23 protein-coding genes and 1 pseudogene are annotated in these 20,815 nt (G+C 71.9%); 17 read left to right on the forward strand and 7 right to left on the reverse strand.

Annotation, left to right across the window (positions count from 1 at the left end; translation table 11 throughout):
- Window positions 1-2 precede the first annotated feature (2 nt).
- Complete coding sequence (locus GE300_RS01185; RefSeq protein WP_154444079.1) at window positions 3-413, reverse strand: hypothetical protein; 411 nt, start codon at window positions 411-413, stop codon at window positions 3-5.
- A 185-nt stretch (window positions 414-598) separates the two neighbouring features.
- On the opposite strand from GE300_RS01185, the gene GE300_RS01190 reads away from it, so the two are divergent.
- Both GE300_RS01190 and bktB read left to right on the forward strand, forming a co-directional pair.
- The gene (locus GE300_RS01190; RefSeq protein ID WP_154444081.1) at window positions 599-1,609 is read left to right on the forward strand and encodes a GGDEF domain-containing protein; all 1,011 of its coding nucleotides are present in this window, start codon (window positions 599-601) and stop codon (window positions 1,607-1,609) included.
- 132 nt (window positions 1,610-1,741) lie between these two features.
- A complete protein-coding gene (gene bktB / locus GE300_RS01195; RefSeq protein ID WP_154444083.1) occupies window positions 1,742-2,923 on the forward strand; it encodes a beta-ketothiolase BktB in 1,182 nt (393 codons plus the stop codon).
- A gap of 29 nt (window positions 2,924-2,952) precedes the next feature.
- Here bktB and GE300_RS01200 read toward each other — a convergent pair whose 3' ends face one another.
- On the reverse strand, window positions 2,953-3,735 hold the full coding sequence (locus tag GE300_RS01200; protein WP_154444085.1) for an alpha/beta fold hydrolase: 783 nt from the start codon (window positions 3,733-3,735) through the stop codon (window positions 2,953-2,955).
- 160 nt (window positions 3,736-3,895) lie between these two features.
- Here GE300_RS01200 and GE300_RS01205 point away from each other — a divergent pair, with 160 nt between their 5' ends.
- The 5 genes from GE300_RS01205 to GE300_RS01225 all read left to right on the forward strand — a co-directional run bounded on the left by GE300_RS01205 (window position 3,896) and on the right by GE300_RS01225 (window position 8,593).
- On the forward strand, window positions 3,896-4,120 hold the full coding sequence (locus tag GE300_RS01205) for a hypothetical protein (protein ID WP_154444087.1): 225 nt from the start codon (window positions 3,896-3,898) through the stop codon (window positions 4,118-4,120).
- Between the two features lie 465 nt (window positions 4,121-4,585).
- Window positions 4,586-5,410 (forward strand): sulfotransferase, encoded by an 825-nt coding sequence (locus tag GE300_RS01210; protein WP_154444089.1) that lies wholly within the window; start codon window positions 4,586-4,588, stop codon window positions 5,408-5,410.
- Between the two features lie 6 nt (window positions 5,411-5,416).
- Complete coding sequence (locus tag GE300_RS01215; protein WP_154444091.1) at window positions 5,417-6,247, forward strand: sulfotransferase; 831 nt, start codon at window positions 5,417-5,419, stop codon at window positions 6,245-6,247.
- A 69-nt stretch (window positions 6,248-6,316) separates the two neighbouring features.
- Complete coding sequence (locus tag GE300_RS01220) at window positions 6,317-7,549, forward strand: argininosuccinate synthase (protein WP_154444093.1); 1,233 nt, start codon at window positions 6,317-6,319, stop codon at window positions 7,547-7,549.
- A gap of 246 nt (window positions 7,550-7,795) precedes the next feature.
- Window positions 7,796-8,593, forward strand: coding sequence for a GNAT family N-acetyltransferase (locus GE300_RS01225; protein ID WP_154444095.1), 798 nt, complete (start codon window positions 7,796-7,798; stop codon window positions 8,591-8,593).
- Window positions 8,594-8,694: 101 nt separating this feature from the next.
- On the opposite strand, the gene GE300_RS01230 is transcribed toward GE300_RS01225, so the two are convergent.
- Window positions 8,695-9,174 (reverse strand): DUF302 domain-containing protein, encoded by a 480-nt coding sequence (locus tag GE300_RS01230; RefSeq protein WP_154444097.1) that lies wholly within the window; start codon window positions 9,172-9,174, stop codon window positions 8,695-8,697.
- Window positions 9,175-9,333: 159 nt separating this feature from the next.
- On the opposite strand from GE300_RS01230, the gene msrA reads away from it, so the two are divergent.
- Window positions 9,334-9,954: a peptide-methionine (S)-S-oxide reductase MsrA gene (msrA, locus tag GE300_RS01235; RefSeq protein ID WP_154444099.1), complete on the forward strand. Its 621-nt coding sequence runs from the start codon at window positions 9,334-9,336 to the stop codon at window positions 9,952-9,954.
- A 3-nt stretch (window positions 9,955-9,957) separates the two neighbouring features.
- Here msrA and chrA read toward each other — a convergent pair whose 3' ends face one another.
- The 3 genes from chrA to GE300_RS01250 form a co-directional block, all read right to left on the reverse strand.
- Window positions 9,958-11,196, reverse strand: coding sequence for a chromate efflux transporter (chrA, locus tag GE300_RS01240; protein WP_325063053.1), 1,239 nt, complete (start codon window positions 11,194-11,196; stop codon window positions 9,958-9,960).
- Window positions 11,193-11,624 (reverse strand): rhodanese-like domain-containing protein, encoded by a 432-nt coding sequence (locus GE300_RS01245; RefSeq protein ID WP_154444101.1) that lies wholly within the window; start codon window positions 11,622-11,624, stop codon window positions 11,193-11,195. Before GE300_RS01245 ends, chrA begins: the two co-directional genes overlap by 4 nt.
- A gap of 170 nt (window positions 11,625-11,794) precedes the next feature.
- The gene (locus GE300_RS01250; protein WP_154444103.1) at window positions 11,795-12,073 is read right to left on the reverse strand and encodes a YggT family protein; all 279 of its coding nucleotides are present in this window, start codon (window positions 12,071-12,073) and stop codon (window positions 11,795-11,797) included.
- A gap of 133 nt (window positions 12,074-12,206) precedes the next feature.
- Here GE300_RS01250 and GE300_RS01255 point away from each other — a divergent pair, with 133 nt between their 5' ends.
- The 6 genes from GE300_RS01255 to GE300_RS01280 all read left to right on the forward strand — a co-directional run bounded on the left by GE300_RS01255 (window position 12,207) and on the right by GE300_RS01280 (window position 17,998).
- Window positions 12,207-12,812: an acyl-CoA thioesterase gene (locus GE300_RS01255; protein WP_154444105.1), complete on the forward strand. Its 606-nt coding sequence runs from the start codon at window positions 12,207-12,209 to the stop codon at window positions 12,810-12,812.
- A 481-nt stretch (window positions 12,813-13,293) separates the two neighbouring features.
- The gene (locus GE300_RS01260) at window positions 13,294-13,788 is read left to right on the forward strand and encodes an RcnB family protein (RefSeq protein ID WP_154444107.1); all 495 of its coding nucleotides are present in this window, start codon (window positions 13,294-13,296) and stop codon (window positions 13,786-13,788) included.
- 178 nt (window positions 13,789-13,966) lie between these two features.
- On the forward strand, window positions 13,967-14,839 hold the full coding sequence (locus tag GE300_RS01265; RefSeq protein ID WP_267905411.1) for a DMT family transporter: 873 nt from the start codon (window positions 13,967-13,969) through the stop codon (window positions 14,837-14,839).
- 38 nt (window positions 14,840-14,877) lie between these two features.
- On the forward strand, window positions 14,878-16,200 hold the full coding sequence (locus GE300_RS01270) for an MFS transporter (RefSeq protein WP_154444111.1): 1,323 nt from the start codon (window positions 14,878-14,880) through the stop codon (window positions 16,198-16,200).
- A complete protein-coding gene (mepA, locus tag GE300_RS01275; protein ID WP_154444113.1) occupies window positions 16,197-17,048 on the forward strand; it encodes a penicillin-insensitive murein endopeptidase in 852 nt (283 codons plus the stop codon). Before GE300_RS01270 ends, mepA begins: the two co-directional genes overlap by 4 nt.
- Window positions 17,027-17,998: an esterase-like activity of phytase family protein gene (locus tag GE300_RS01280; RefSeq protein ID WP_154444115.1), complete on the forward strand. Its 972-nt coding sequence runs from the start codon at window positions 17,027-17,029 to the stop codon at window positions 17,996-17,998. The genes mepA and GE300_RS01280 overlap by 22 nt, the downstream gene beginning before the upstream one ends.
- Window positions 17,999-18,019: 21 nt before the next feature.
- Here GE300_RS01280 and GE300_RS01285 read toward each other — a convergent pair whose 3' ends face one another.
- Window positions 18,020-18,835 carry an LOG family protein gene (locus tag GE300_RS01285; protein ID WP_154444117.1) on the reverse strand — a complete coding sequence of 272 codons (816 nt, stop codon included), beginning with the start codon at window positions 18,833-18,835 and terminating at the stop codon, window positions 18,020-18,022.
- Window positions 18,836-18,924: 89 nt separating this feature from the next.
- Between GE300_RS01285 and dapD the strand changes: the two genes are divergently transcribed.
- The 3 genes and pseudogenes from dapD to GE300_RS01300 all read left to right on the forward strand — a co-directional run.
- Complete coding sequence (gene dapD / locus GE300_RS01290; RefSeq protein ID WP_154444119.1) at window positions 18,925-19,752, forward strand: 2,3,4,5-tetrahydropyridine-2,6-dicarboxylate N-succinyltransferase; 828 nt, start codon at window positions 18,925-18,927, stop codon at window positions 19,750-19,752.
- A gap of 170 nt (window positions 19,753-19,922) precedes the next feature.
- Window positions 19,923-20,180, forward strand: a complete 258-nt coding sequence (locus GE300_RS01295) for a GlsB/YeaQ/YmgE family stress response membrane protein (protein WP_154444121.1) — start codon at window positions 19,923-19,925, stop codon at window positions 20,178-20,180.
- 64 nt (window positions 20,181-20,244) lie between these two features.
- A pseudogene (locus tag GE300_RS01300) lies at window positions 20,245-20,559 on the forward strand (hypothetical protein); the annotation flags it as partial.
- Window positions 20,560-20,815: the final 256 nt, after the last annotated feature.

Here is a 20,815-nt window from a genome sequence, read left to right on the forward strand (position 1 = left end):
CCTCAGGCGCCGCGGATCCGCGCGCGGCCCGGCTGCGCCTCGCCCGGCGCGTGCCGGGCGTGGAAATGCTGCAGATAGGCCAGCAGGTCGTCGGGGCGCATCGGCGTGTGCATCACGCCGCAGGCGTTCGGGATCAGATCGAAGATCGACCCCTCGGTGAAGAACCGCGAGCCGGTCACCGCCAGGATGATGATGTCCGGATTGCGGAAGGTGGCGAGGTCCGCCACCGGCAGACCGCCGCCGCGCCCGTCCAGCACCGGATCGATCACCAGCGCGTCGTAGTCGCCGTCCTCCAGCGCGGCCAGCGCCTGGCGCTGGGTGCCGGCATAGTCGGCGGCGACCCCGTGACGGCGCAGGAACCGGCACCAGATGCGGCCGAGGTCCTCGCTTTCCTGGACCAACAGTATTCTCATGCTCAAGCCCCCCCAAAACGCGGAGCGATATCCGCAGGCTCAATGTGAACAATTTTCCAAAAATGCGCCCGAAACGTTAACGCACCGTTAATGCACCGGTACGGCCATCCCCTTTACCGTTTGGTCATGGGCCGGAGGTTACACCCAAGAACAGAGGATTGTATTGCGTATGCGCCGGGGGGCACATGATCGAAGACCGCAGGATCGCCAGTTCAGTCAAGGCCCGGCAAGCCATCGACCTGGCCGAGGAGCATGGCATCGCCGTCACCCCCGAGGTGTTCGAGATCCTGTCGCGACACATCGACGGGTCCAGCGCCGAGCTGTGCGCCGAGGTCGAGACCGCGCTGGCCGCCCCTGCCGATGAGCGGACGGCGCGGCTGATGCGCGTCCGTGCCGATCACTGCGGCGAGCAGAATTTCCCGAAGGAGCTGGAACGGGTGCGCGCGATGCTGGCCACCGAGCTGTCCGAGGTCAGCGCCCGGCTGACCGAGGGGATCCGGGGCAATCTGCGCATGACCGACGAGCTGCGCCGCAGCCTGCGCGACCTCGCCGGCTTCGTCACCCGCGAGGAGCTGCAGATGCTCTGCCGGCATCTCGTGCTGTCGGGGCGCGCGCATCTCGACGACACCCGCTCGGTCTCGGACCAGCTGGAACGGACCCGTGGCCAGCTGAAGTCGATGGAGCGCGAACTGGCGACGCTGCGCGAGGCCGCCTCGAAGGACCATCTGACCGGCCTGCCGAACCGCCGCAGCCTGGAGGAGCGGCTCGATATCCTGCTGGCCGAGGCCGATCCGTTCTGCCTGGCGCTGATCGACCTCGACAACTTCAAGGCGGTCAACGACGGCTGGGGACACGCCGCCGGCGACAACGTGCTGCGCGGCATCGGGCAGATCCTGCGGCGCGACACCAAGGGCAAGGATTTCGCCGCGCGCCTGGGCGGAGAGGAGTTCGTGCTGGTGCTGCCGGACACGCCCCTGCCCGGCGCCGCCAAGCTGTGCGAGTCGATCCGCGACGCCTTCGGCGAGATCATGTGGGTCAGCCAGTCGACGCGGCAGCAGATCGGCCATCTGACCCTGTCCGCCGGCGTCACCCGGCGGCGGCAGACGGACGACGCGCTGTCGCTGCTGGCGCGTGCCGACGGCTATCTCTACGAAGCCAAGAACGGCGGCCGGAACCAGATCTGCGCCGGCCCCTGACGCCGACCGGCCCCTGAAGCCACCCCTGACGCCGGCCCCTGACCGCGCGTCAGCCGCCCTTGTCCCCGCCCGCCCCGCGCCGCAGACTGGCGCCGGGACCGCCCCAGCGGCCCGCACCGGGAGGGACGAGACATGACCGACGACATCGTGATTCTGGACGGCGCCCGCACCGCCATCGGCACCTTCGGCGGCGCCCTGGCGGGAACGCCGCCGATCGCGCTGGCGCGCACCGTGGCGCAGGCCGCGATGGAGCGGTCGGGCATCGCGCCGGACCGGATCGGCCACGTGGTCTTCGGCCACGTCATCAACACCGAGCCGCGCGACATGTACCTCAGCCGCGCCGCGGCGATCGAGGCCGGGATTCCGGACAGCGTGCCGGCGATGAACGTCAACCGGCTGTGCGGCTCGGGCGCGCAGGCGGTGGTCTCGGCGACACAGGCGCTGCTGCTGGGCGAGGCCGACTTCGCCCTCGCCGGCGGCGCCGAGAGCATGTCGCGCGCGCCGCACGTCCTGCCCGCCGGCCGCTGGGGCGCGAAGATGGGCGACGTGGGCGCCCTCGACATGATGCTGGGCGCGCTCAGTTGCCCGTTCGGCACCGGCCACATGGGCGTCACCGCCGAGAACGTCGCGACCGAGCACCGGATCGGCCGCGAGGCGCAGGACGCCTTCGCGCTGGAATCGCAGACCCGCACCGCCCGCGCCCAGGACGAGGGCCGCTTCGACGCCCAGATCGTGCCGGTGGAAGTGACGGTCAGGCGCCAGACGGTGGCGTTCGACCGCGACGAGCACCCCAAGCAGACCACGGCCGAGGCGCTGGCCGGGCTGCGGCCGGCGTTCCAGAAGAACGGCACCGTCACCGCCGGCAACGCCAGCGGTATCAACGACGGCGCGGCGGCGCTGGTGCTGGCGCGGGCCGGCGCGGCCCGGGCCGCGGGGCTGAGGCCGCGCGCGCGCATCGCCGGCTATGCCCACGCCGGTGTCCGCCCCGAGGTCATGGGCCTCGGCCCGATCCCGGCGGTGCGCACCCTGCTGGAGCGCACCGGCTGGAGCCTGGATCAGGTCGACGTGATCGAATCGAACGAGGCGTTCGCGGCGCAGGCGCTGGCGGTGTCGGCGGAACTGGGGCTGGACGCCGCCCGGGTGAACCCCAACGGCGGCGCCATCGCGCTGGGCCATCCGGTCGGCGCCACCGGCGCGATCCTGGTGATCAAGGCGCTGGCCGAACTGCAGCGCGCCGCCAGCCGCCGCGCGATCGTCACCATGTGCATCGGCGGCGGCCAGGGCATCGCGCTGGCGCTGGAGCGGCTGGACTGACCGGGCGCGCGCCGCGCCCACCCGGGGAATCAGTCCAGGATCCGGCGCAGTTCCGCCTCGAAGCCGCGCGGATCCTCGGCGTGCGGCCAGTGGCCGAGCCCGTCCAGCGTCACCACCTCGACCCGCGGCAGCAACGCGCGCACCGCCGGCAGGCGGGCGTCGCCGACATAGTCCGACGCGCCGCCGCGCAGCAGCGCCGCCGGGCCCTCGAACGGACGCACATTCGCCGGAAAACCCATGATCAGCGGTATCTGCCCGGCCAGCGCCGCAAGATTCAGCTTCCAACGCGCGCCGCCATTCTCGATCGCCAGGCTCTGCAGCAGGAAGGCGCGCAGCGCCGGCTCCTCGACATGCGGCTTCAGCTGGGCGTCGGCGTCGGACCGGCGGCCCACCCGTCCGAGGTCGACCGCCTGCATCGCCGCCACCATCGGCGCCTGGCTGTGGGCGTAGGCCACCGGCGCGATGTCCGCGACGATCAGCCGGCGCACGCGGTCCGGCGCCTGCCCGGCCAGCACCATCGCCGCCTTGCCGCCCATCGAATGGCCCAGCACGTCGGCCACGCCGCCGAACCGGTCGATCACCCCGGCCAGATCCTCGGCCATCGCCGGGTAGGAATGGTCGTCCGACCACGGGCTGTCGCCGTGATTGCGCATGTCGACCGCGACCACCGGCCGGGCATCGCCGAGGCGCTTGGCGATGACGTTCCAGTTCCGCGCCGACCCGAACAGCCCGTGCGCGATCACCAGCGGCACGGCGCCGGGACCGGCGCCGGTTCCGCCGCCGGGACCGGGATACTCAAGAAGGTTCAACATCCGCGCGCTCCTCTGCCTGGGCGTCTGGCGGGGGCGGGCCTAGCACGTCGCCGACCGGACCGCCAGAACGGGACCGCGGCGCAACACCGCCATATTTGTCACCGGATTGTGCGCGACATTACTTCGGGAACCGTCGGGCAAGCTGGTACGTTACCTGAACATGTTGGAAGCCGCATTCATCATTCTGGTCTCGGGCTGCAGCCACGACGGCGCAACCTGTACCCCGGTCGACCGGATCGAGGTCGCCGCAAGCACGCGTGCAGCCTGCGAGCAGCAGCTGGACGCCGCGCTCGGCAGCGCCACCGCCGACTGGCCGGTGTTCACGGCAGAGTGCCGCCGCGCCGACACGTTGCCGCCCCTGCTGGTGGCGGAGCTTCCCGACTGAGCCACCGCTCCGCCGTCCGTCCGCCGCGGCGCGTGGACTTTGCCGGCCCGGGGTGTGACGATTGCTACATGCAGCCGGCGGGGTTCGCCTTACCATCGGTCCATCGACGCGCACCCGGGCGAACGCCCTTCCCGGTTCGGACGCACGGGCGGCATACCGGCGCATCGGTGTTCATACCGGACAGGCAACTGTCCACAATCATATTTTCAAGCTGCCGGACGGGGGGTCATTGCCGGCCCGCGACAACACCCGCCCGGCACCCCGGCGGTGTCAAGCGACGCCGCCGGGGCTCGCCGCGCTTCGGGTCGCGTTCCCAATCGCCGCAGCCCCGACCGGGCGCGTTTCCTCCGCCCGCCTGTCGCCGCAGGTGCGACACCGCCGCCGACGGCCCGCGCGGCGTCGGCAATGGTGCGTAAACCCGGAATGGGGTAAGCAATCTGCGATTCACCCGGACACGGATGCCCAATGCCGTCACAAGACAACATAACGCGCCCCATCTCGCTGATATCGCACGGCCGCTCCGGCACGTCGCTGGTGATGAACATCCTGCGCGGCCACCCCGGCATGGTCACCGTGGGCGAGACCGCGCAGATGATCTTCGGCATCTGGCATTCGCTGGAAAAGGCCAAGGGCATCATCCGCCCCGACCCCGAACTGGGCGGCGCCGACAACCACGACGCCCGCTGCGCCAAGGCGGTCCGCGCGGCGATGCTGGCGACATTTCCCGACACCGGTCACAAGGACTGGATGCAAAAGCCCATCAACCTGCCCTGGGTGATGCGCCACTTCCCGAAGACGATGAAGATGAGCGCCCGCTGCGCCTGGTACTGGAACGCCTTCAACACCTGCTTTCCCGACAGCCGCACGATCACCATCCTGCGCCATCCCTACGACGTGGTGCTGTCCTCGGCCGAGTACTGGAACGTGCCGCACCGCCGGGCCTGGCAGGGCGTGGTGCAGATGGCCGAAATCATCGATCACCCCGAATCGAACATCGACTTCGCGATCTCGCACGCGCGGCTGGCCGCCGACCCCGACCCCGAGATCGCCCGCCTGCTGGACCACCTGGGGCTGGAGCGCGCCGCAGCCTGCTTCCAGGCCGCCGACAAGGTCTACGTCCCGCGGCGGAAAGAGAACAACGTGCCCAAGAACGAACTGCCGGACCATGTCAGCCGCGGCTTCTCGCGCAAGGCCGACTGGGACAAGATCGACGTCTCGCAGTTCAGGGAAAACGAGCGCGAGATCGTCGAGCGGATGTGGGCCCGGTTCGGCGAATCCCTGGAGTTCTGAGCGCACGTGCCCAACCCCGACAACATCACGTCGCCGGTCACGCTGGTGTCCTACGGCCGGTCGGGCACCTCGCTGGTCCACCGCGTGCTGGGCGCGCACCCAGAGGTCGACGCCTGTGGCGAGACGCAACCGCTGATCTTCGGCACCTGGGAGGCGACCAGCCGGGTGCGCCACGTGATCCGCCGCGACACCCACCTGCCCGGGGGCGTCGATTTCGACGCGCGCTGCGCCAAGGCGGTGCGGGCGGTGTTCCTGGCCCATTTCGACGCGCCGGAAAAGCCGCGCTGGGCGCACAAGCCGATCAACCTGCCCTATACCTTCGACCGGCGGCAGAAGGACAACCCGCGCAAGATGGCACGCGCGCTGGACAGCTACTGGCCGATCATGAACGCCTGCTTCCCCGACGCCGCCAACATCACCGTGCTGCGCCACCCCTATGACGTGGCGCTGTCGGCGCAGGCCTATTGGGGTCACCCGATCGAGCGGATCTGGCGCCACATCGTGCGCATGGCCGCGGTCATCGACCACGCCGACAGCCCGATCCGCTTCGCCGTCAGCCACGCCCGCATGTCGCAAGAGCCCGAGGCCGAGATCGCCCGGCTGCTGGACCATGTCGGGCTGAGCCAGGACCCGGCCTGTTTCGCCGCCTCCGAAATGGTCTATGTCAGCAAGCGGGGCGCGGGGGCGAAGCCGAAGGCGAAGATGACCGACCACGTCGCGCGGGCGTTCTCGCACAAGGACCGCTGGTCCGAACTCGACCGGTCGAGCTTCACCGACGCGGACCACGAGGTGCTCACCGCCATGTGGGCGCGCTTCGGCGAGACCCTGACCTTCTGAGCCGCCCCCTTGCAACCGGGGCCAATCTTGACTACTCCGCAGCCCGTCCCGATCCGAAGGCGCAATTCCATGTCCACGCCCAAGAAAGTCGTCCTGGCCTATTCCGGCGGCCTCGATACCTCGATCATCCTCAAATGGCTGCAGACCGAATACGGCTGCGAGGTGGTGACCTTCACCGCCGACCTCGGCCAGGGCGAGGAGCTGGAGCCCGCGCGCAAGAAGGCCGAGCTGCTGGGGATCAAGCCCGAGAACATCTATATCGAGGACGTGCGCGAGGAATTCGTGCGCGACTTCGTGTTCCCGATGTTCCGCGCCAACGCGGTGTACGAGGGGCTGTATCTGCTGGGCACGTCGATCGCGCGGCCGCTGATCTCCAAGCGACTGGTCGAGATCGCCGCCGAGACCGGCGCCGACGCGGTCGCCCACGGCGCCACCGGCAAGGGCAACGACCAGGTGCGGTTCGAACTGTCGGCCTACGCGCTGAACCCGGACATCAAGGTGATCGCGCCCTGGCGCGAGTGGGATCTGTCCAGCCGCACCAAGCTGCTGGCGTTCGCCGAGGCGAACCAGATCCCGATCGCCAAGGACAAGCGCGGCGAGGCCCCGTTCAGCGTCGACGCGAACCTGCTGCACACCTCGTCCGAGGGCAAGGTGCTGGAGGACCCGGCGCAGGAAGCGCCCGATTACGTCTACCAGCGCACCGTCGATCCCGAGAAGGCGCCGGACACGCCGGAATACGTCGAAATCACCTTCAGGACCGGCGATCCGGTGGCGATCGACGGCGAGGCGCTGTCGCCCGCCGCGCTGCTGACCCGGCTGAACGAGCTGGGCGGCAAGCACGGCATCGGCCGGCTCGACCTGGTCGAGGGCCGTTTCGTCGGCATGAAGTCGCGCGGCATCTACGAGACGCCCGGCGGCACCGTGCTGCTGGAGGCGCACCGGGGCATCGAGCAGATCACCCTCGACCGCGGCGCGGCGCACCTGAAGGACGAGCTGATGCCGCGCTATGCCGAACTGATCTACAACGGCTTCTGGTTCAGCCCCGAGCGCGAGATGCTGCAGGCCGCGATCGACGCCAGCCAGGCGCACGTCGAGGGCACGGTACGGGTGAAACTGTACAAGGGCCGCGCGTCGGTCGTCGGGCGCCGGTCGGAGGCGACACTGTATTCCGAGGCGCATGTCACCTTCGAGGACGACGCCGGCGCCTACGACCAGAAGGACGCCGCCGGTTTCATCAAGATCAACGCCCTGCGGCTGAAGCTGCTGGCGGCCCGCGCCCGGCGCCTGTCCGGCAAGGGCTGAGCCCGGCCGCTCGGCCTCCCGCAGGAACCGGCCGAAAGATCCGGGCAGCCGCGCCGGCGCCGGTTCCGGGGCAGCCGCGCGCCCGGATGGAGACCCCGGCCCGGCGGCGGCGGTGCGGCATCGTCCGGATCGGAGACTGCCGTCGCGGTAGCGACCCGCGGCAGTTTCGCCGCTCGCGGCCGGAATCGCGTTTTTGGCTTTCCCGCCCGCGCGCATGCTGTGCTAGCCTTGGTCGGAAGCTCCGCCATGACCGTCGTTCTTGCACATCCGCCGATCCTGACCCCGCGCCTGCGGCTCGATCCGCTGGCGCCGGGCGATATCGAGCCGCTCGCCGAAACCGTGTTCTCCGACCCGGAGGTCATGCGGCACCTGGCCCATGACATGCGTGCGCCGGACGCCGCCCGGCACGCGGCGGCGCGATGGGCCTGCGGCCCGGGCAGCCCGTTCGCCGCGGTCTGGAACGGTGGCGGCCTGGGCCCGTTCGCGATCCGCTCGCGCAGCCCCGCGCTCGCCCCCCCCGGCCGGTTTCTCGGGGTGTCCGGCTTCTACCTGCCGCGCGACGGCGACCGGCTGTCGGGCGAGTTCTTCCACGCCCTCGGCCGCGCCTGGCACGGCCGCGGGATCGGCACCGAGGCGGCCCGCGCCGCCGTCGCCGCGGCGCGCCGCCGGGGCCGGCTGGGCACGGTCTATGCGGTGTGCTGGGACCGGCAGAACCCGGCCTCGGTACGGGTGCTGCGCCGCGCCGGGTTCCGGCCCTCGGGCCGGATCGAACTGCTGGAGGAATACAGCGCCGAGCGGCTGGAGGGGATCCGCGCGTGGGAGCTGGCGCGCTTCGCCGCGCAGCCGGCGGCGGCGCGGACGCGGGACGCGGCGGTCACCGCCGGCAAGCTGGCGATCATCGGCCGCGAGCTGGGCGCGGCGCGCGCGTGGCTGGACCGGCTGCTGGAGCTGACGCCGACGGCGGGGCACGACGCGGCGCGGCAAAGCTTCGCGGTCGAGGTGCAGACCGTCGGACTGGCCTATCTGCTGCTGCCGCCGCGCTGAGCCGGCCGGTGATCCTGCGGAGTCGCGGCGGTGCCGCGACACGCCCCCGAGCCCGCGCCGCCGGGGCGGCACGGGCGGCGGGTGGCGGCGCGACGCCCTACTCACTCGGCGGTCGCGGCCTCGGCCACGCCGGCGAACAGCGCGTCCAGCTCGGCCGCCAGCGACTCGAGCTCGGCGCCGCCCTCATCGGCGTAGGGTGCGAACACGAAACTGGGCTTCTTGTAGGACAGCGTCGCCGAGCCGTCCTCGTTCTCGGTGACGTAGAACCGCACCGGCGCCTCGATCATCGCCGCGGTCGACAGGTTCAGGATCTTCACCGCGTAGTCGTTGTTGAAGGCGCCGATCACCAGGTTGCCGGGAATCTCGACGCCCCGCTTCGCGGCGGCACCGGTGGGCCCGGCCTGGGTGACGACCGCCAGATCGGATTCGCCGATGGCGGCACGGGTCGCCGCGACCAGCTCGTCATGCGACTTCGGCGTGGGGCGCACCTCCCACCCGTCGCGCGGGGTCAGGTCGGCGGCGTCGGCGGTGGCCAGGCTCAGGGCAAGCACGGTTGCGGGGGCCAGCAGGTGGCGCAGCATCGGTGTCCTCCTCGGTCTGTGGGTGCGGGCGGGGCCCGCGTTGCGGTAAGACTAGCGCCCCGCGGCTCGCGCGCAGTGACAAAGCCGTGAGACGGCGGCGGCGGCGCTTGCCGCGGCGGCGCGCGGGCCGCAGTCTTTGCGCAAAGAGGGAGGACACCGATGAACCCGCTGCTCGCGACGCTGCCGATGCCGGTTCTCGTGCTGGCGCTGATGCTGGGAGCCGCGCCTGCGGCGCAGGCCGAGGATCTGCGCAAGATCGTCGTCGCCGGCGGCTGCTTCTGGTGCGTCGAGGCCGATTTCGATCAGGTCGAGGGGGTGACCGCCACCGTCTCGGGCTATGCCGGCGGAACCCTGGACGCGCCGACCTACAAACAGGTGGTCCGCGGCGGCACCGGGCACCTGGAGGTGGTCGAGATCAGCTACGACGCCGATGTCGTCAGCCACGAGCGCATAGTCGAGCTGTTCCTGCGCTCGATCGACCCGACCGACGCCGGCGGGCAGTTCTGCGACCGCGGCCACAGCTACACCACCGCGGTGTTCGCCGCCACGCCGGAGGAACGCGCCACCGCCGAGGCCGAGATCGCCGACGCGGCGGCGCTGATCGGCGCCGAGATCGTCACCCCGGTGCGCGACGCCGTCACCTTCTGGCCGGCCGAGGAGTATCACCAGGACTACTACCGCAAGAACCCGCTGCGCTACAAAAGCTACCGCCAGGGCTGCCGGCGCGACGCGCGGGTCCGGCAGCTCTGGGGCGACGAGGCGCCGTTCGCCGGCAGCTGAGCCTCAGATCGCCCCGGCGCCGAGCAGGGCCAGCCCGGCAACGGCGCCGGCGAGTACCAGCACGTGCATCGGCCAGGGCCGCCACAGCGCCGCCGCGGCGAACAGCGCCAGCAGCGCCAGCTTCGGCCGCTCCAGGCTGGCCGGACCGGCCGGCATCAGCGCCGCCTCGGCCAGGTAGACCGCAAGGTTCAGCACCACGCCGACCACCGCCGCCGAGACCCCGGCCAGCGCCCGGCGCAGCAGCGGCTGGCGCTCGACCGCGGCGACGTAGGGCGCGACCGCCAGGATCAGGGTGAAGCTGGGCGCGAAGGTGTAGAAGGTCGCCAGCGCCGCGGTCAGCGCGCCCTGCCCGCTGCCGGCCCCGGCGAAGAAGCCGGCATAGGTGGTCACCAGGATCAGCGGCCCCGGCGTCGCCTCGGCGATGGCCAGGCCGTTGAGCATCTGCGCCGGCGTCAGCCAGCCGTAGATCTCGACCGCGCGCTCGGCGACATAGGGCAGCAGCGCGTAGGCGCCGCCGAAGGACACGAACGCGGCGGTGGTGAACAGGTAGGCGATGCCGTCGAAGGGATCGGCGCCGAACAGCGCCCGCACCCCCAGCCAGACGGCGGCGATCAGCCCCAGCCCCGCCGCCAGCGTGCGCGCCACCTGGCCGGCGCTGAACGGGGCACCCGCCACCGGCTGCGGCGGCGCCTTCGGCGGCAGCAGCAGCCCGGCCAGCGCCGCCAGCCCGATGATCAGCGGAAACGGCAGCCCCGCGCCCCAGAGCAGCCCGAACGCCGCGCCCGCCAGCGCCCAGTCCGCCGGCCGGGCGAGCGCGCGCCGGCCGAGGTTGACCACTGCGCGGGCGACGATCACCAGCACCGCCGGCTGGATGCCGTAGAACACCGCCGCCACCAGCGGCATCTGCCCGTGCGCCGCGGCGATCCACGCCAGCAGGATCATCAGCGCCGCGCCCGGCAGGATGAACGCCAGCCCCGCCGCCAGCCCGCCGGCAAGCCCGTGCAGCCGCCAGCCCAGCCAGGTCGCCAACTGCTGCGCCTCGGGGCCGGGCAGCACCATCGCCACGCTCAGCCCGTTGGCGAAGTCGCCGTCGCGGACCCAGCGGCGGCGCTCGACGATCTCGTCGTGCATCAGCGCGATCTGTCCGGCCGGACCGCCGAAGGACAGCAGCCCGATCTTCAGGTAGATCGCCAGCGCCTGCGCAAGCCTGATCTTGCGCTCCGGCTCGCTCGCCGCGCTCACCGTCGCCCCTCCGTATCCGCCACCGGCGCGGGCTCCGGCAGCGGCGTCATCTGCGCGCCGGCCGCCGCCAGCGCCGCGAACCCGCCCCTGACATAGCGCGCCTCGCAGCCCGCCACCAGCGCCAGCGCGGTGGCGAAGCGGCTGACCTCGTGGCCGTGAACGCAGAAGAACGCCAGCGGCCCGGCCGCCAGGATCGGGTGGCCGAAGCCCAGCGTCAGCGGGTCGATCCACGCCGCCCCGTCGAGCCCCTGCCGCGACGCCGCCCGCACCGCCGCCTTGCGCACGTCCAGCAGGCGGACGCCGCCCGGTGCGCCGCGCAGCACGTCACCGGCCGAGACCGAGGGCAGCCGGAAGTCGTCACCGGCCGCCTCCGTGACGGCCGCATGTGGCAAGGTCGCGTTCGGGAGGTTCGCATCGTCGCACGTCATGGCGCACCCTTCGGTTCAGGGTTGCGCGATGCTTGGGCGCATGCCGGTGTCCAGGGGATCGCTGGCCCCGCGCGCCGAGTATCGGCCCGGCGCGGCCGGCGTGCAAGTCCCGTGGCGGCGTCTCGGGCGGACCGACCCGCGATCGGGCCCCGCCCGCAGGCGAACCCGCGTCAGAAGAAGTTCTGGGCGATGACGATGCGCAGCGCGTAGATCGCGACGATGACGATCAGCGGGGTGATGTCCAGCCCCGACATCTGCGGCAGCACGCTGCGGATCGGGCGGTAGATCGGCTCCAGCAGGCGGTTCAGCCCGGACCAGAACTGGTAGACCAGCGGCTGGCGCAGGTTCAGCACCTCGAAGCTGACCAGCCAGCTGATGATCACCTGCGCGAGCACCAGGAACCAGACGATGTCCAGCACCAGCAGCAGGATCTGTCCCAGCGATGTCATGCCCGTTCTCCTTGCGTCGGCCCGTTGCCCATGTAACCCCGGCCCGGCGGGCAGGCAAGCCCGCCCGGAAGCGGCGGGAAGGTGACGCGACGGCGCGCTTGACACCGGGCCGCCGCCGGCATCGCTTCGGCGCATGTACCCCGTCGGCCGCGCCCTTCTGGAACTCGCCCTGTCGCGTCGCCTGCCTCCGCTGGGGCTGGACCGGCCGCATGTCTCGCACCATCGCTGCTGGCCGTGGGACCTGGACATGCTGGGCGAGCTGAACAACGGCCGCACGCTGACGCTGTTCGACCTCGGCCGGCTGCCACTGTTCCAGCGCAGCGGCATGTGGCACGCGGCGAAGCGGCAGGGCTGGACAATGACCATGGCCGGGGCCAGCGTGCGCTACCGCCGCAGGGTGCGGGCGTTCGACCGGCTGAGCATGGTCAGCGGCTTTGCCGGCCGCGACGCGCGGTTCTTCTACATCACGCAAAGCTTCTGGCGCGGCGACGAGGCGACGACCTCGGCGCTGTACCGCGCGGCGGTGACGGATGCGGCGGGCGTCGTGCCACCGGACCGGGTGCTGCAGGCGATGGGCCGGCCGGGCTGGAACCCGGCGCTGCCGCGCTGGATCGTCGACAGGACCGAGGCCGAGGCCGCGCCTGTTCATGCGCGCTTCTTTTCACCGGATGTGACGGCTGTCAAGAACAGGGATCGTCACAAATTGTATGTTTACGAGTGCGGCCGCGAATGCAACTAAGAACGGCATGATAGACAGGCCCGACTACAGCGATATCGCCTTGAGATTGCGTGCGCTTCGCGAGGCGCACAACATGCCGCTGGCGACGTGGGCAGAGGTGAACGGCTTCAACCGGACCCAATATCACAACTGGGGAAAGCGGCGTTCGCCGGATCTCGCTCGACTGCGCCTACAGGCTGTGCGACCGGTACGGGGTCGACCTAGACTGGATATATCGCGGCAGGATGGACGGGTTGTCGGCTAGCGCACGGAAGCTGCTCTCATCGGTCAGGCCGGCGTGAGCGCCCCTGGCCGCCGGCGCCCGGCCCGGATCCGCGGCGGAATGCCGCGCTGGCCGCGCAATAGCCGAAACCGACTGCCCTCCGCGCGCGTTGGGCCGTATCAGGCGACGTTCCGCGCGTGCGCTGCGCTCCGCACCGCGCCCGCTTGCGCCCGAAGCGCCGCCGCCGCACTGTCGCGCCGACCCTTGAGGAGACACCGAATGCTCGTCCGCCCGATCCTGGCCCTGGCGCTCGCCCTGGCCCCCGTCTCGCTTCCCGCCGTGTCGCTGACCGCGGCGCACGCCCAGCCCGGCGGCTGCCCGCCGGGGCTGGCCAAGAAAAACCCCCCGTGCGTGCCCCCCGGGCAGGCCAAGAAGCGCGGCTATGTCGACCGCGACGATGACCGGGTGCGCTATCGCGACCGGCACGACGACGACGACCGGCACGACGACAACGACCATCACGACGACGATAATGGTCATGACCGCTGGCTGACGCGCGGCGACCGGATCATCGGCCCGGACGGCCGGGTCTACACCGTCGGCGATCGGCTGCCCGGCGGCTACATCGTGCTCGACCGCGACGACTGGGACCGCTACGGCGACCTGCCGCGGCTGCCCGAGGGTCACCGCTATGTGCGCATCGACAACGAGATCGTCGAGGTGATCGAAGCGACCAACACCATTGTCCGCTTCCTGCGCCTGCTGAGCAACTGAGCCGGCGCCCCTGGGCCGGACCCGGCGCCGTGACGGAAAAGGGGCGATACCGCCCCTTTTCCTTTCTTGCCGATGTGATAGGCCGGGCCCACGCATTTCCGCGGAGGCCGCGCTGACCGCCCCACCTGCATATTCTTCCGAACCCGCGCCGTTCGCCGACAACCTGCGCGGCGCGGCGCTGATGACCGCCTCGATGGCGGGCTTCGCGTTCAACGACGGCATGATGAAGATGGCGATGCAGACGCTGCCGCTGCTGCCGGCGATCCTGCTGCGCGGGCTGCTGATGTGCGCGCTGCTCGCCGCGATCTGCCTGGCCACCGGCGCGTTCCGGGCGCGGACGACGCGCCGCGACCGCCGCCTGATCGCGCAGCGCTCGGCGGCCGAGCTGGGCGGCACGCTGTGCTTCCTGACCGCGCTCAACAACATGCCGATCGCCAGCGCCACGGCGATCCTGCAGTCGCTGCCGCTGGCGGTGACGCTGGCCGCGGCGCTGTTCCTGGGCGAGCCGGTGGGCTGGCGGCGCGGGCTGGCGCTGGTGGTCGGCTTCGCCGGCGTGCTGCTGATCGTGCGTCCGGGCGCGGACAGCTTCGACCTCTACGCGCTGCTGGCGCTGGCGGCGGTCGGCTTCATGCTGGTGCGCGACCTGACGACGCGCGGCCTGTCGCCGGACCTGCCGTCGTCGCTGGTGTCGCTGGCGACGGCGGCGACGCTCAGCGTCGCGGCGGCGGTCGGCAGCCTGTTCGTCGACTGGCCGCCGGTCACCGCCGGCACGCTGGGCTGGATCGTCGCCGCGGCGCTGTTCCTGATCGTCGGCTACATGGCCGGCGTCGCCACCATGCGCGTCGGCGAGATCGGCTTCATCTCGCCGTTCCGCTATTCGATCCTGGTGTTCGCCGGGCTCACCGGCATCGCGCTGTTCGACGAGATCCCCGACGCGCTGTCGCTGGCCGGCGCGGCGCTGATCGTCGGCTCGGGGCTGTTCACCTTCTGGCGCGAGCAGCGCGTCGCCGCCCGCTTCCGCGCCGGCGCGCAGCCGCCGGCCCGAACGTGACGACGCCCGCGCGCCCGGCGCCCCGGCAGGCGGCCGCGATGTCCCCGGCCCGCGCCTGGATGCTGTTCGACTGGGCCAACCAGCCGTTCTACACGCTGGTGATCACCTTCGTCTTCGGGCCCTATTTCGCCACGCAGTTCGCCCCCGACCCGGTGAGCGGCCAGGCGCTGTGGGCCGACATGCAGCTTTACGGCGCGCTGGCGGTGGCGGCGCTGGCGCCGCTGCTGGGCGCGATCGCCGACGAGGCCGGGCCGCGCAAGCCGTGGATCGGCGGCTTCTCGGCGGTGTTCGTGCTGGGCTGCGCCGGGCTGTGGCTGGCCGCGCCCGGCGCGCCGCTGTGGCCGGTGATGCTGGCCTTCGTGCTGGCCTTCGCCGCGTCCGAGTTCAGCCTGGTGTTCGTCAACGCCATGCTGCCCGACCTCGGGCCGCGGTCCGAGCTGGGCCGCATCTCGGGCTCGGGCTGGGCGCTGGGCTACGTCGGCGGCGTGGCGGCGCTGCTGCTGGTGCTGGCGCTGCTGGCGCCGGCGGGCGACGGGCCGACGACGCTGGCCGGGATCGCGCCGCTGTTCGGGCTGGACCCGGCGCTGGGCGAGCCGGCGCGCGCCACCGGGCCGCTGACCGCGCTGTGGTTCGCGATCTTCGCGCTGCCGCTGTTCCGCCACTGCCCGGACGCGCCGCGCCGCAAGGGGCTGGCCCGCGCCGCCCGCGACGGCGCGCGCACGCTCGGCCGCACGCTGCGGGCGCTGCCCGGAACCGGCGGGCTGCTGCCCTACCTGATCGGCTCGATGATCTACCGCGACGGGCTGGCGGGGCTGTTCGCCTTCGGCGGCATCTACGCCGCCGGGGTGCTGGGCTGGGGGATCACGCAGCTGGGGATCTTCGGCATCGTCGCGGCGGCGGTCGGCGCGCTGGGCGCCTGGCTGGGCGGGCGCGCCGACCGCGCCTTCGGGCCGCGCCCGGTGATCGCCGCGGCGATCGTGCTGCTGATCGCGGTCTCGGTGGTGGCGCTGACCACCTCGCGGCAGTTGGTGCTGGGGGTGCCGGTGGCCGCCGGCAGCGGCCTGCCCGACCTGGTGTTCATGATCTGCGGCGGGCTGATGGGCGCCGGCGCCGGCGCGCTGCAGGCCGCCTCGCGCACGCTGCTGGTGCACCTGGCCGAGGGCCGGCTGCCGATGACCGAGGCGTTCGGCCTCTATGCGCTGTCGGGCAAGGCGACCGCCTTCCTGGCGCCGCTGCTGATCGGCCTGGCGACGCAGATCAGCGGCGATCAGGCACTGGGCGTCAGCCCGGTAATCGCCCTCTTCGCGGCGGGGCTGGTTATGCTACACTGGGCAAAACCCGCAAAAGAGGCACGAGCATGATCCGCACAGTCCTGGCCGCGCTGGCGTTGCTGACCGCCGCCGGCGCCGCCCCCGCGCAGACCCCCGCCAAGCAGCTGTTCGGCGCGATGCCGAACGCGTCCGAACACGCGTCGGCGGCCTTCGGCAGCTATTCCAGGGGCTGCCTGGCCGGCGCCGCGCAACTGCCCGAGACCGGGCCGACCTGGCAGGCGATGCGGCTGTCGCGCAACCGCAACTGGGGCCACCCGGACATCCTCGCCTTCATCCAGCGGCTGTCGATCGCGGCCAGCCGCGCCGGGTGGAACGGGCTTTACATCGGCGACATCAGCCAGCCGCGCGGCGGCCCGATGCTGACCGGGCACGCCAGTCACCAGGTGGGGCTGGACGTCGACATCTGGATGAAGCCGGCGATGGACCTGACGCTCGGCCGCACGGCGCGCGAAAGCCTGTCGTCGATCTCGGTGCGCAGCGCCGACCAGCGGCGCGTCAACGGCAACTGGACGCCCGCGCATCACCGCATCCTGCGCGCCGCCGCCAGCGATCCGGCGGTGGCGCGGATCTTCGTCACCGCCCCGGTCAAGCTGCAGATGTGCGCCGACGAGACCGGCGACCGCGGCTACCTGCGCAAGATCCGACCGTGGTGGAGCCACCAGTACCACTTCCACGTCCGGCTGAACTGCCCGGACGGCGACGGCGCCTGCCGCGAGCAGGATCCGATCCCGCCCGGCGACGGCTGCGACGAGGCGATCTGGTGGGTCACCGACGCGCTGAAGCCGGCCAAGCCCGACCCGAACGCGCCGCCGCCCAAGCCCAGGCCCGAGCTGACGCTGGCCGACCTGCCGCAGCAATGCGCCGCCGTCCTGCGTTGATCGCCGCGTTCGCCACCCTGCTGCTGGGCGGGCTGGGGCTGTGGGGCGAGGCCGCCACCGCCGAGGGCCCGCGCCTGGTCGAGGAGGCCGCCGTCACCTGGCGCGACCCGGCGGCGGGCTTCGGCTCGTGGTCGGGGATCGTGCTCGACGCCGACGGCGGCGGGCTGATCGCGGTCTCGGACAAGGGCAACTGGGGCCGCGCCACGCTCGAGCGCGCGCCCGGCGGCACGCTGACCGGCGTGCGTCTCGACGCGATCGGCCCGCTGCTCGACTCGCGCGGCCAGCCGGTGCGGCGCTTTGACGTCGACGCCGAGGGGCTGACGATCGGCGGCGACGGCCGGATCTACATCTCCTACGAGGCCAACCACCGCGTCGTCGTGCACGAGCGCATCGACGGGCCCGCGACGCTGCTGCCGCGCCCGGCCGAGTTCCGCGCGCTGCAGAACAACTCCGGGCTCGAGGCGCTGTTCACCGGCCCCGACGGGCGGGTGCACGCGATCCCGGAACGCTCCGGCGCGCTGGCGCGCCCGTACCCGGTGTTCCGGCTGGACGGCGAAGGCTGGTCGGTGCCGTTCAGCATCCCGCGCAGCGCGCCGCACCTGGTCACCGGCGCCGACCTCGGCCCCGACGGGCGGCTCTACCTGCTGGAGCGGGACTTCTCGGGGCTGCTGGGCTTTTCCACCCGCGTGCGCCGGTTCGAGCTGACGCCGGACGGGCTGAGCGGCGGCGAGGTGCTGCTGGACAGCCGCACCGGGCGCTTCGACAACCTCGAGGGCATCGACGTCTGGCGCGATGCGCAGGGCCGGATCCGCGCGACGATGATCTCGGACGACAACGGCAGCTTCTTCCAGGTCACGCAGATCGTCGAGTTCCTGCTCGAGGGCGACAGCGACGCGCCCGGGCCGCGGTCGACCTCGGCGCCGCGCCCGCGGCCGCGCCCGGACGGCTGAGCCGGCGGCGCGCGGGCGCCCTCAGCCCTTCCAGTCGCGGACGATCTCGAACGCCTCCTCGGCGGTCTCGACATAGCGGAACAGGTCCAGGTCGCGCGGGCCGATGGTGCCGGCCTCGGCCAGCGCCTCCCAGTTCAGGATCTTGTCCCAGAACTCCTTGCCGAACAGCAGGATCGGCAGCGGCGCCATGCGCCCGGTCTGCACCAGGGTCAGTGTCTCGAACAGCTCGTCCAGCGTGCCGAAGCCGCCGGGGAACACGGTGATCGCCTTGGCCCGCATCAGGAAATGCATCTTGCGGATCGCGAAATAGTGGAAGTTGAAGCAGAACTCCGGCGTCGCGTACAGGTTCGGCGCCTGTTCGTGCGGCAGCACGATGTTCAGGCTGATCGACTTGCCCCCGGCCTCGTCGGCGCCGATGCAGCCGGCCTCCATCACGCCCGGGCCGCCGCCGGTGATGATGACGTTCTCGTGGCCGCCGCCGCGCACGCTCTCCTCGGTGCAGAGCCGCGCGAACTCCTTCGCCTGGTCGAAATACTTCGCCAGCCCGGCCAGCGTCTCGGTGCGGGCGCCGTCGGCGTCCGCGGGCGCCGGGATGCGGGCGCCGCCGAACATCACGATGGTCGAGCGGATGCCGGCCTCGACCAGCGCCATCTCGGGTTTCAGTAGCTCCAGCTGCAGGCGCACGGGGCGCAGCTCGTCGCGCAGCAGGAAGTCCTGGTCGGCAAAGGCCAGCCGGTAGGACGGCGACTGCGTCTGCGGCGTCTGCGGCACGGTGGCGGCGGTCGACTTGTCCCGCTCGGCGTCGGGAAAACGCCGGTGCGACAGGCTTTCTGACATGCGAACCCTCCTCTGGCAGACAATTGCGCCCGCGTCCCCACCGGCTTATAGCCTGTGCTCGACTTTCACCAGCCCAACCGAGGATGCCCATGGACGTCGCCGCTCTGGAAACCGCCATCGAGACCGCCTGGGAGAACCGCGCCCAGATCACCCCCGAAACCGGGGGCGAGACCCGCGACGCCATCGAACATACGCTCGACGCGCTCGACAGCGGCAAGCTCCGCGTCGCCGAGCGCGGCAGCGACGGGAACTGGACCGTGAACCAGTGGGCCAAGAAGGCGGTGCTGCTGGGCTTCCGCATCAAGGACATGGAACCGCAGTCGGGCGGCCCGCAAGGCGCCGGCTGGTGGGACAAGGTCGACAGCAAGTTCCTCGGCTGGCAGGCCGACGACTGGAAACGGGCCGGCTTTCGCGCGGTGCCGAACTGCGTGGTGCGCAAGTCGGCGTACATCGCACCGGGCGTGGTGCTGATGCCCAGCTTCGTCAACCTCGGCGCCTATGTCGACGAGGGCACCATGGTCGACACCTGGGCCACCGTCGGCTCCTGCGCGCAGATCGGCAAGAACGTGCACCTCTCGGGCGGCGTCGGCATCGGCGGCGTGCTGGAGCCGATGCAGGCCGGCCCCACCATCATCGAGGACAACTGCTTCATCGGCGCCCGCTCCGAGGTGGTCGAGGGCTGCATCGTGCGCGAGGGCGCGGTGCTGGGCATGGGCGTCTACATCGGCAGGTCCACCAAGATCGTCAACCGCGAGACCGGCGCGGTCACCTTCGGCGAGGTGCCGCCCTATTCGGTCGTGGTCTCGGGCTCGATGCCGTCGAAGGGCGGCGTCAACCTCTACTGCGCGGTGATCGTCAAGCAGGTCGACGAGGGCACCCGCGCCAAGACCTCGATCAACGACCTGCTGCGCGACTGACCGCGCAGACCGGCCCGGCCCGCGCCTGACCGCAGTTCGCGGCGAGGCTCGATGCGCCGGGGCCGGTTTGCGTCGATCTGCCCGCGGACGGGAACAAATTCCGCCTCCCGCGACTGAGTCCGCGACGGGCGGCGCCGCCGCGCCGTCCCGCAACGCACAGGAGGACACCAATGTCGGGTATCGGTTGGATCGGGGCGATCATCATCGGCGGGCTCGCCGGCTGGGTTGCCGAGAAGGTGATGAACGCCGACCACGGGCTGCTGACCAACATCCTGCTCGGGATCGCCGGCGCGCTGGTGCTGAACGCCATCCTCGGCCTGCTGCTGGGCGGCACGCTGGGCGGCTGGATCGGCCAGTTCATCGTCGCCCTGGTCGGGGCCATCCTGCTGATCTGGGGCTGGCGCATGCTGCGCGCCCGCAGCAGCTGACGGCGGCGCGCCGCCGCGCGCAAACCGCTTGCTCCCGGCGTCCGCCTCTGGCAACGGGGGGCGCATGAAACAAGCGAAGAAACCGCAGCAGGTCTATACCCTGCTGGTCCAGGTCGGGCGCAGGCCCGGCGACGGCCTGCCCGACGACTGCGCCGGCGCCGGACTGCTTTGCTACGCCTCCGGCGTGGACGAGGACGAGGCCGTGCGCGAGACCGTCGCCATCCTGCGGCAGGCCGATCTCGCGCCGCTCGACGTGACCGGCTACGGCACCCTCGCCGAGCGCCTGGCCGAAGGCCATGAAATCGACGACGAGGAGCGCGCGCTGATGCAGCGCGCGCACGACGAGAACAGCGTGATCGTCGCGCAGATGACCCCGTTCGGCCCCGAGGAGGGGCTGGCGGGCGATCTCGAACCCGGTCCCGCGCCGGATCGGAAGCCGCACAAGACCCCGCACAAGACCCCGGACGCGCACGCCGCGCCGCGCCGCGGCCGCCGGCACTGAACGACCGGCGACGGCCGCGCCAGCACGCCGGCTCTCCGCCCCCGGCCCGACACGCGCGCCCCGGGCGCCCGCGGCGCCCCCGGCCGAAGGGGGCTCGATGCCCCCGCCCGGCCGGCGCCCCCCCGGTGCCGGC

The organism is Halovulum marinum (genome assembly GCF_009697225.1).
In the GTDB taxonomy this organism is placed as follows: Bacteria; Pseudomonadota; Alphaproteobacteria; order Rhodobacterales; family Rhodobacteraceae; genus Halovulum; species Halovulum marinum.

Excerpts from the sequence above, each read along its gene's own strand:
- GE300_RS01185 (WP_154444079.1), bottom strand. The coding sequence starts at position 413 with ATGAGAATACTGTTGGTCCAGGAAAGCGAGGACCTCGGCCGCATCTGG.
- GE300_RS01190 (WP_154444081.1), top strand. The coding sequence starts at position 599 with ATGATCGAAGACCGCAGGATCGCCAGTTCAGTCAAGGCCCGGCAAGCC.
- bktB (WP_154444083.1), top strand. The coding sequence starts at position 1,742 with ATGACCGACGACATCGTGATTCTGGACGGCGCCCGCACCGCCATCGGC.
- GE300_RS01200 (WP_154444085.1), bottom strand. The coding sequence starts at position 3,735 with ATGTTGAACCTTCTTGAGTATCCCGGTCCCGGCGGCGGAACCGGCGCC.
- GE300_RS01205 (WP_154444087.1), top strand. The coding sequence starts at position 3,896 with ATGTTGGAAGCCGCATTCATCATTCTGGTCTCGGGCTGCAGCCACGAC.
- GE300_RS01210 (WP_154444089.1), top strand. The coding sequence starts at position 4,586 with ATGCCGTCACAAGACAACATAACGCGCCCCATCTCGCTGATATCGCAC.
- GE300_RS01220 (WP_154444093.1), top strand. The coding sequence starts at position 6,317 with ATGTCCACGCCCAAGAAAGTCGTCCTGGCCTATTCCGGCGGCCTCGAT.
- GE300_RS01225 (WP_154444095.1), top strand. The coding sequence starts at position 7,796 with ATGACCGTCGTTCTTGCACATCCGCCGATCCTGACCCCGCGCCTGCGG.
- GE300_RS01230 (WP_154444097.1), bottom strand. The coding sequence starts at position 9,174 with ATGCTGCGCCACCTGCTGGCCCCCGCAACCGTGCTTGCCCTGAGCCTG.
- msrA (WP_154444099.1), top strand. The coding sequence starts at position 9,334 with ATGAACCCGCTGCTCGCGACGCTGCCGATGCCGGTTCTCGTGCTGGCG.
- GE300_RS01245 (WP_154444101.1), bottom strand. The coding sequence starts at position 11,624 with ATGACGTGCGACGATGCGAACCTCCCGAACGCGACCTTGCCACATGCG.
- GE300_RS01250 (WP_154444103.1), bottom strand. The coding sequence starts at position 12,073 with ATGACATCGCTGGGACAGATCCTGCTGCTGGTGCTGGACATCGTCTGG.
- GE300_RS01255 (WP_154444105.1), top strand. The coding sequence starts at position 12,207 with ATGTACCCCGTCGGCCGCGCCCTTCTGGAACTCGCCCTGTCGCGTCGC.
- GE300_RS01260 (WP_154444107.1), top strand. The coding sequence starts at position 13,294 with ATGCTCGTCCGCCCGATCCTGGCCCTGGCGCTCGCCCTGGCCCCCGTC.
- GE300_RS01270 (WP_154444111.1), top strand. The coding sequence starts at position 14,878 with ATGTCCCCGGCCCGCGCCTGGATGCTGTTCGACTGGGCCAACCAGCCG.
- mepA (WP_154444113.1), top strand. The coding sequence starts at position 16,197 with ATGATCCGCACAGTCCTGGCCGCGCTGGCGTTGCTGACCGCCGCCGGC.
- GE300_RS01280 (WP_154444115.1), top strand. The coding sequence starts at position 17,027 with ATGCGCCGCCGTCCTGCGTTGATCGCCGCGTTCGCCACCCTGCTGCTG.
- GE300_RS01285 (WP_154444117.1), bottom strand. The coding sequence starts at position 18,835 with ATGTCAGAAAGCCTGTCGCACCGGCGTTTTCCCGACGCCGAGCGGGAC.
- dapD (WP_154444119.1), top strand. The coding sequence starts at position 18,925 with ATGGACGTCGCCGCTCTGGAAACCGCCATCGAGACCGCCTGGGAGAAC.
- GE300_RS01295 (WP_154444121.1), top strand. The coding sequence starts at position 19,923 with ATGTCGGGTATCGGTTGGATCGGGGCGATCATCATCGGCGGGCTCGCC.